The organism is Veillonellales bacterium (assembly GCA_039680175.1).
Classification (GTDB): Bacteria; Bacillota; Negativicutes; order JAAYSF01; family JAAYSF01; genus JBDKTO01.
The window spans coordinates 1-8534 of record JBDKTO010000047.1 but is presented as its reverse complement, the minus strand read 5'-3'; the positions used below and the strand labels follow the sequence as shown (position 1 = coordinate 8534).

Genomic DNA, 8534 nt, shown 5'->3' with positions numbered 1-8534 from the left:
TCTTGGGTCTGGCATTTTTTCTAAAATAGCAATGAGATTTTCCATCTTCTTCACCTCATTGCTATAATTTTCTCTTGCTACAGTTTTTCCTGCTTTTTATCTACTGAATTTTCATGAACATGCCCTGGATTTCATTCTACCCAGTTCGCAAGATAACTTATCTGTACAGCTTTGAAATTCGGCATAACAGGCTATCTCTCCTTCACACAAAAAAGAAAAATTCCTGCCAGCCGAAAATTCAAATTCACAATAAAGTTTGCGCATCTTTCAAAGGATTTACTTACGCTATTGTTGAATACTGCTATGTTAATCACAAGGATAATTGCATAAGAAGAAGTAAGAGAGGTGACCAACACTTGCTTAAAGTGGCCTTAGGTCAAATGGAAGTCATTCCTGGCAGACCCGATGCAAATAGTCGTACTATGCTATCAATGATTGAACGGGCTCGCCGCCAACAGGCGCAAATGATTATTTTCCCGGAGATGGCTATTCCCGGCTATCTTTTAGGTGATACCTGGGAACAGCCTGGATTTTTAAAAGATTGTGAAGAATATGGCCGGGTAATTATTGCTGCATCCAAGGATATCGCTATTTTGTTCGGCAATATAGCAATCGACTGGAAGAAGACCAATAATGACGGCCGGGTACGCAAATACAATGGTTTTTTTACTGCACATCAGGGATGTCTCCACGGGGCGGATAATTTTCCTTATCCCTTCCGAATCAAAACGCTTCAGCCCAACTACCGTGAATTTGATGATACCCGCCATTTTTTCAGCCTGCGGGAACTGGCTATCGAACGGGGAGAATCGGTAGAATCACTGTTGCAGCCGGTCCGGCTGCAAGTCGCCGGTCATTCTCTTGCCCTCGGCTGCATATTGTGTGAAGATGGCTGGAGCGATGATTACAGCAGCAAACCGATTCATGCCATTCAAGCCAACGGACCGGTTAATTTTTTTATTAATATTTCATGTTCACCCTTTACTCTGGGAAAAAACAATAAACGAAACCGGATTTTTTCCCGACAGGCTAGGGAATCCGAAGTCCCGCTGATCTATGTTAACAATGTGGGACTGCAAAATAACGGAAAAACCATTTATACTTTTGACGGCTATAGCACCATTTATAATGGGAAGGGTGAAATCATCGACTATTGTCCATCCTTTCAGCCCGCCTTGAAGTATATTGATTTAGACCTGAAAAAGGAAAACAGAAAACAGCAGCCTTTATTGGATATTCCTGACGACCGCGATATCGGCAGCATTTACCGGGCTATTCGTTATGGAATCGAAAAATTTTTACAAACAATCAATATGAACAAAGTCGTAATCGGAGTTTCCGGCGGTATTGATTCGGCTGTAAGCGCTGCGCTTTATGTCAATGTCTTAGGACCTCAAAATGTACTGCTTGTCAATATGCCCAGCGTATTTAATTCTCAGACAACCAAGGATCTGGCGGCAAAACTCGCTCATAATCTTGGCTGCTTATATACTGTTATGCCCATCCAGGATGTCGTGAATTATACCGTTAAACAAATCAGCGAAGCAACGGTAAATAACTTAAGCTCCGGTAAAAACGAATTCTTACAGGTTTCTTCATTCATTACGGAAAACATCCAGGCCCGTGATCGCTCCGCCAGAGTCCTGGCGGGAATTGCCGCTGCCTTTGGCGGCGGTTTTACCTGTAATGCCAATAAATCTGAACTGACTGTCGGCTATTCCACTCTGTACGGTGATCAAGCCGGCTTTCTGGCCGCTCTGGCCGATCTCTGGAAGTATCAGGTATATGATATCGCCCGTTATATTAATGCGCAGGTATATAAACGGTCCGTCATCCCTCAGGAAACCATCGATATCATACCCAGCGCCGAACTCTCCCTGGCGCAGGCTGTCGACGAAGGCAAAGGTGATCCTTTGGTTTACCCTTATCATGATTATCTGTTCCGTTCCTTTATAGAATATTGGAACAAGGCAACACCCGAGGATATTCTATACTGGTATCAGCAAGGTGTCCTGGAAGAAAAAATCGGCTGTGAACCGGGGATCGTACGCAAACTGTTTCCTACCCTGGATAGCTTTATTGCTGATTTGGAAAAATGGTGGAAACAATACTCAGGAATTGGAATTGCAAAAAGAATTCAAGCTCCGCCGGTTTTGGCCATCAGCAGGCGAGCGTATGGCTTTGACCACCGGGAATCCCAAAACGGCGTCTATTTCACCGCCCGCTACTACCAATTAAAACAACAGTTATTAAGTCATAGCAATGCACCAACAGAAATCAATACAGTAAAAAGGCAGCCTAGCAATTAGGTTGCCTTTTTTACTGCGAACAAAGGTTAAACTCAACGTAAGATCAACCATATAAAGCCAACGGCAAGCAGCAGCAGCGCCACCGGCATGGCAATAAATACAACGAGCGCGGCAATCACCGCTCCAACCAGTAATTTTACCATCAGCCCGGTACCTGAGCCGAAGGAAACCTGTTTTACATAAATCCGCGAACCGGAATTAAAGCCAGAACTCCCCGGATTCTTACCAATGCTTTCCCCCTCCTGCTCAATCGTCACTCCCTGAAACTGTTGCTTTTCTTCCGGCGTTAATACCTGAACCTTAGCTTCCAGCGCCTGGCACTGAGCACATTTCTCCTTGCCGGGCTCTACTTCAGCGCCGCATGGACAACGCATAATCATCTCTCCCAAATTTATATTTTTCGTTATGGCATGAAGATGAGAAAGATAAACCCTTCTTCGTTCAGATAGCGTGGATCGAATTTTTTGAGTCTTAAAACAGTAAACAGCTTAGAGCGATTGGTGTGTACGCTGGATGCGGCAACCCCTAGATCCCGGGCAAGATTTTCCACCACAATATTCCGGCTGCCGTTAACCTGAGAATAAGCATACAGCAGTGCTGCCGCCCAAACCGCCGGTTTACGTACCGTCACCTTAGTAAGCTGACAAAAATCATACCACATTTTCTGAATCAATCCGATGTCAAACAAGGAAAAGCCATACTGGAAAGCGATACTGGCAATAAAATCATGAACCCCTTGATGAACTGCATGCTTTTCCTCTACTTGGGGCAGTTCTTGTTCTAACTGATCGGCAGAAATAACATTGACCTTAGCTAATGTCACCAACACATCAATCGTGTGTCTCACAACCTGGGCATGACGAACAAAGAAATCAGACAAACCGGCCCCCGGATTCTGAATCGCAAAAATAGCGGTCTGCCTTACCACCTCATCTTTAATCCGCCGTCTAAGATTGGCACTTACCTCAATACTGGTTACATAATTAATCATAACCATCCCTTGGGAAAAAATATGGCCAAAAAACAAGAGCCGTTTTAATGTTTTATAATCAAAATCCGGGCAAGGAAGTTGAAAGGTCTTGCCGGTAAACAAATTGACACATTCTACCCAGTCCTGATTCAACACCCGGCTAATATAAAACACGGTAAATTCAGCATACAATAAATTATGAAGAATTTCCCGTTCATCCACATTCAAGCTGTCCCGATGAGCGATATCAAAATATGCCAAAGGCGTTCTATCGCTCTGCAGCAGATGATAATCAAATAAGAAATAATCCCAAAAGCCCAGCCAAAATTCATCCTGTTCATCTGCCGGCACACTATCAAAAGGGCCGGTATATAAATACAAGGCGCGATCAAAATCCTCGTTAAAATTTTCCTGTTGAAAACAGTTCCCCAATTTAGCCATTAGTCGTTCAACGGTCTCACTGATCTGTTTACTTAACGCATCCGTTGCATCTGTCGGGTATTTTGAAAAGACAGTTGCCAGATCCGTGTCAAACATTCCAAGTTCATCGCCGCTGAATTCGGGTCGTATCAAAACTATTTTATTGCCGCCGGCAATGATTCTTGCCGCATTTTTCAACTCTTCCATACCGACAAGGATCTTCCGGCTGATTAAATACTGATAAAAGTCAGAAAGTACGCAAAAAAATTGTCGAACCGTTCCCAATGAGAGCTGAAAATCATCCATCTGATCCGACAGCCACTCAATGGCTAGGCTATACTCCTGCGCATCCATATCGTCTAAATCTTCATGATCAGAATGAATCAAATAGGCAATAAACATCGCCAAAGAGTGCCACAAATCCTGCAATTCTTTGTCCTTGATACCCTGCCAGGCTTTTTGCCGTAAAAAGCCTTCCACCCACTCCTGGAAAATTACAAGGCCTTCCGCGTCATGCTGCTCATAAAAAGCCTGCACTTGGTCGTAAACATTTTTCATTTATAATTAGAACTCCTTTAATATCACTCAACATCATTCAACGTTCAACATTATAACATTTTTACCTACAATCGACCAGTAGGGTACTCCGAACGGCTCTGTACCATTTGTGGAATTATATGGTATACTAAAATTATGTTATTTACTGTGATTCCCTTCCAACGTTAAAAACTTAGAAAAATTCAATTTATTAATGGGGGTTACTATGGCAATCTTTACTCCGCTTCGAATTGCCATTTTATTTGTTTGTGTCAACAGCTTTCTGCTTTATCTGGTTAACGATATGCTGTTTAAAACACCAAGCGGCTGGATCTATATTTTAATCACAACGGTTCTATTATACTGGCTGCTTACCCAGTTAGCCCGTGCCAAGCCTTCGCAGGCTGGCACGATAGAATCGTCGGACTCGGGGCTAAGTTGGCAGCAGCGGTATGAAAAAACGATCCGGGTTCAAGAACTTTTACGACAAAATAAAGAAAAAATCCAGCGTCAAAACGAGTATTTAGCATCATTGCATGAAACCACCCTCGGCTTGATGAATCGGCTGAATTTAGCTGACTTATTAACCGCCATCGTCAAGCGAGCCGGAGAATTGCTCCATACGCCCCATGGGTATATTTATCTGGTAGAGCCGGATCAGCAATCAATCGAAATAAAAGTTGGTGTAGGAATTTACGCCTGTAAGGCCGGACGGCGGCAGCAGCTCGGCTGGGGATTGTGCGGCAAAGTATGGCAGGAAGGAGTTCCCTTAGCAATTGCTGATTATCAGCTATGGGAACATCGTTTACCTGATTCCATGCTGAACGTGGTTCACTCTGCCATCGGCGTTCCCTTGAAATCCGGTTCCCAGGTAGTTGGCGTAATTGGTCTGGATTATATTGAAACCAGCCGTTCCTTTGGTGAAGATGAAATTTCCCTGTTAAGCCGCTTCGCAGCATTGGCATCAATTGCTCTGGACAATGCCCGTCTTTATTCTGCCGCCCAGGCTGATTTGCTGCAACAAAAAGCTTCCCAGGAAGCCCTGAAGCAGGCCGAAAAAAAAATACGCCGGCAAAACAGTTATCTGTCCTCGCTGCACGAGACAGCCTTATCCTTAATGAATCGCTTTGAATTAACCGACCTGTTGGAGGCTATTATTACTCGCGCGGCCGTCTTAGCCGATACTCCCCACGGGTTTATCGCGCTGGTTGATTCCGCTCACAAGACAATGACAACAAAAGCCGGAACCGGCCTTTATGCCGATAGAGTCGGTAAAAAAATCCAGGCAGCTGAAGGGTTGGCCGGCACGGTATGGTTATCCGGTCAACTCATCACTGTAAATGACTATCATAACTGGCCTGGTTGTTTAGCGGATACGGAATTTGATGAAATCCAGTCAATACTGGGTATCCCCTTGATTTCCAACTCGGAAGTCGTTGGTGTTATTGGTCTTGCTTATTCCGAAAACAGCCATTGCTTCAATAAAGATGAGACAGAATTTTTAAATGGTTTTGCCAAACTGGCTTCTATTGCCCTTAATAATGCACAATTATATAATACCACGCAATACTTGAGTTTTCATGATCGCCTAACCGGATTATATAACCGGGCCTACTTTGAAGAAGAATCCCATCGCATTAGTACTTCCCGCTTTTTCCCGATTGGTGTCATTGTATTTGACATTGACGGACTTAAACTTGTTAATGATACCCTTGGACACATGATCGGCGACGAGATGTTGAAAGCGGCTGCCGATATTATCCGTCAATGTTTTCGTCAAAGTGATGTGATTGCCCGCATCGGCGGCGATGAATTCGCCGTTTTATTGCCCAACACGACCCGACAAATTGCCGAACGGGGCTGTCTCCGTGTCAAAAATGCTATTCCCCGATACAATGATAAACACCTGACTTTTCTCCCTTTAAGTATCTCTATCGGTTTGGCATTCAGCAAAGACCCCACTGACAGCCTTACCGACCTGTTTAAAGAAGCCGATGATTATATGTACCGGGAAAAACTGCAGCGCCGGCAAAGTACGCGCAGCGCCATTGTTGAAACATTAAAAAGCGCACTGGCCGCCAGAGATTTTTTAACCGAAGGACACGGGGAGCGCCTGCAGGATTTAGCCGCCAAACTGGCTGACCACATCGGCCTGCCAGAACAGAAAATATCGGATATACGGCTGCTGGCTCAATTCCATGATATTGGTAAAATTGGTATCTCCGATGCCATTCTATTTAAACCGGAATCCCTAACCAGCGAAGAGTTTGCTGAAATGAAGCGGCATAGTGAAATTGGTTACCGGATTGCCCATACTTCACACGACCTATCCCCCATTGCCCAGGGCATCCTCAAACATCATGAATGGTGGAACGGAAGCGGTTATCCACTTGGTTTAACCGGTGAAGACATTCCTTTGGAATGCCGCATTATAGCCATTGCCGACGCCTATGACGCTATGACCAGCGATCGCCCCTATCGCAAAGCCCTGACGCGGGAACAGGCCCTTGCCGAATTAGAACACTATGCCGACATTCAATTTGATCCCTACCTCGTCGAAGCCTTTATTTCACTTTCGCTGTAAACATTTTATCATTACTATACTATGGTTTTTTTGAAAACATTGCTAAAAGTGATATAATAAAAACAGGTTGTTAGGATACAGCCATTAATAAATCCCTTAATCATAGCAGACGTTTTATACAAAAAGGAGGTCTTGGTTATGGGAGATAAAAATCCAAAGAACAAAGAAAAGATGAGAAAAGAGGCAAAGAAGAAGTCGGAAAAGAAAGGTAACAGCAACTTGTCGTCCATTGTTCATGCCGCTCAATAATAAACGAAGCCCATCCCTGGTGATTAAACTAAGAGATGGGCTTCGTCGTATTTAATATAAAGGATGATGCTGCAGCCTGACTCTGGTATAGATTGCAGCCGATATTGGCTGGGGGTGGAACTAAATCTTTTCCCGCGGCCTCCCTTGACGATTTCTCCTTTATTTGCTATTCTGTAAATAGAGTGCGACAAAGGTCACACGAAGGGGTACACCACCGTCGGTGTAGCTCTTCGTGTGACCTTTTTTTATGGAAAGGAGTGGCTCAAATGCTGCAAATCAACGGAAAAGCGTTCTCTCTTCCCGCCGGGGGTCTATCCCTTGCCGATTACCTGCGGCAAGAAGGCTATCAGTTCAACCTCGTTGCCCTGGAATACAACGGCGCCATCATTCCCAAAACAAAGTATGAAACCACCCTGCTGGCCGATGGCGACACCGTGGAAATTGTCAACTTTGTGGGAGGCGGCTGATATGAGGCTTCTCTTAAACGGAGAACCCTTTATCACCTCTGCCCTTTCTCTAAGCTCCTTGCAATCAGAGCTCAAGGCAGACCCGGCCACAAGCGTTCTCATACTCAACGGCTATGCTGCGACAGAGGACTTTCCTCTGCATGAAGGGGACGAAATTTTTTGTTTTAAAAAAGGGACGCTTCCCGGCCAAGACGCCTTTGAGCAAATGCTCTGTTCCCGCCATACGCCGCAGGTACATAAAAAAGTAAAGGAGGGCCGCATCGCCATTGCCGGTCTCGGCGGATTAGGTTCCAACATTGCCATCATGCTGGCCCGTACCGGTATCGGCCATCTTCATCTCCTGGACTTTGACGTAGTAGAACCAAGCAATCTAAACCGCCAAGCCTACAAGATTAAACACCTGGGCCTGCCAAAAGCCCGTGCCCTGGCCGAAGAAATTTATGAAACTAATCCCTTTGTGAGCGTAACAGCCGAAACCCTTCGCCTTACGGAAAAAAATATTCCCGAGCTGCTCGCCGAAGATTCCATTATCTGTGAAGCCTTTGACACCCCGGCGGCCAAAGCGATGCTCGTGAATACAGTGACTGCCGCATTTCCCGACAAATTTATTGTCGCCGCCTCCGGCATGGCCGGCTACGGCAGCAGCAATGCCATTATTACCCGCAAAATTACCGACCACTTTTATCTGTGCGGCGACGGCAGCACCGCCGCACAGCCGGGGCAGGGACTTATGGCGCCGCGCGTTATGGTCTGCGCCGGCCACCAAGCCAACATGGCCCTTCGTTTATTATTACAAGAAACTTCAGTATAGCAATCTGGTAATATGTCAAGCCCGAAAAAATAAAGAATTGTAAACGAATTCTGAAAAGAGCGTACACTTAATAAGCCTTTTCCATAGCCGAAAAGAAAAGGTAATATATGGGAATGTTAAGCTTGGCTTACTCCACTTTGAGAGTAAAGCTGATGCTTGGCCAGCAATCCAAAAATCAGCCGAACAA

The 8534-nt window shown here is 45.0% G+C and carries 6 protein-coding genes; 4 read left to right on the top strand and 2 right to left on the bottom strand.

All coding sequences use genetic code 11. From position 1 onward, the window contains the following. The first annotated feature begins 365 nt into the window (after positions 1-365). Positions 366-2309 (top strand): NAD(+) synthase, encoded by a 1944-nt coding sequence (gene nadE / locus ABFC84_07855; GenBank protein MEN6412663.1) that lies wholly within the window; start codon positions 366-368, stop codon positions 2307-2309. 32 nt (positions 2310-2341) lie between these two features. Here the strand turns inward: nadE and ABFC84_07850 are convergent, their stop codons facing one another. After that, positions 2342-2683: a hypothetical protein gene (locus ABFC84_07850; GenBank protein MEN6412662.1), complete on the bottom strand. Its 342-nt coding sequence runs from the start codon at positions 2681-2683 to the stop codon at positions 2342-2344. Positions 2684-2712: 29 nt separating this feature from the next. Further along, positions 2713-4257, bottom strand: coding sequence for a hypothetical protein (locus tag ABFC84_07845; GenBank protein MEN6412661.1), 1545 nt, complete (start codon positions 4255-4257; stop codon positions 2713-2715). Between the two features lie 205 nt (positions 4258-4462). Between ABFC84_07845 and ABFC84_07840 the strand changes: the two genes are divergently transcribed. From ABFC84_07840 to thiF, 3 genes are all read left to right on the top strand, one after another. Next, positions 4463-6820: an HD domain-containing phosphohydrolase gene (locus ABFC84_07840; protein ID MEN6412660.1), complete on the top strand. Its 2358-nt coding sequence runs from the start codon at positions 4463-4465 to the stop codon at positions 6818-6820. Positions 6821-7335: 515 nt separating this feature from the next. Next, on the top strand, positions 7336-7536 hold the full coding sequence (thiS, locus tag ABFC84_07835; protein MEN6412659.1) for a sulfur carrier protein ThiS: 201 nt from the start codon (positions 7336-7338) through the stop codon (positions 7534-7536). 1 nt (position 7537) lies between these two features. Next, the gene (gene thiF / locus ABFC84_07830; protein ID MEN6412658.1) at positions 7538-8347 is read left to right on the top strand and encodes a sulfur carrier protein ThiS adenylyltransferase ThiF; all 810 of its coding nucleotides are present in this window, start codon (positions 7538-7540) and stop codon (positions 8345-8347) included. The last annotated feature ends 187 nt before the right edge of the window (positions 8348-8534 follow it).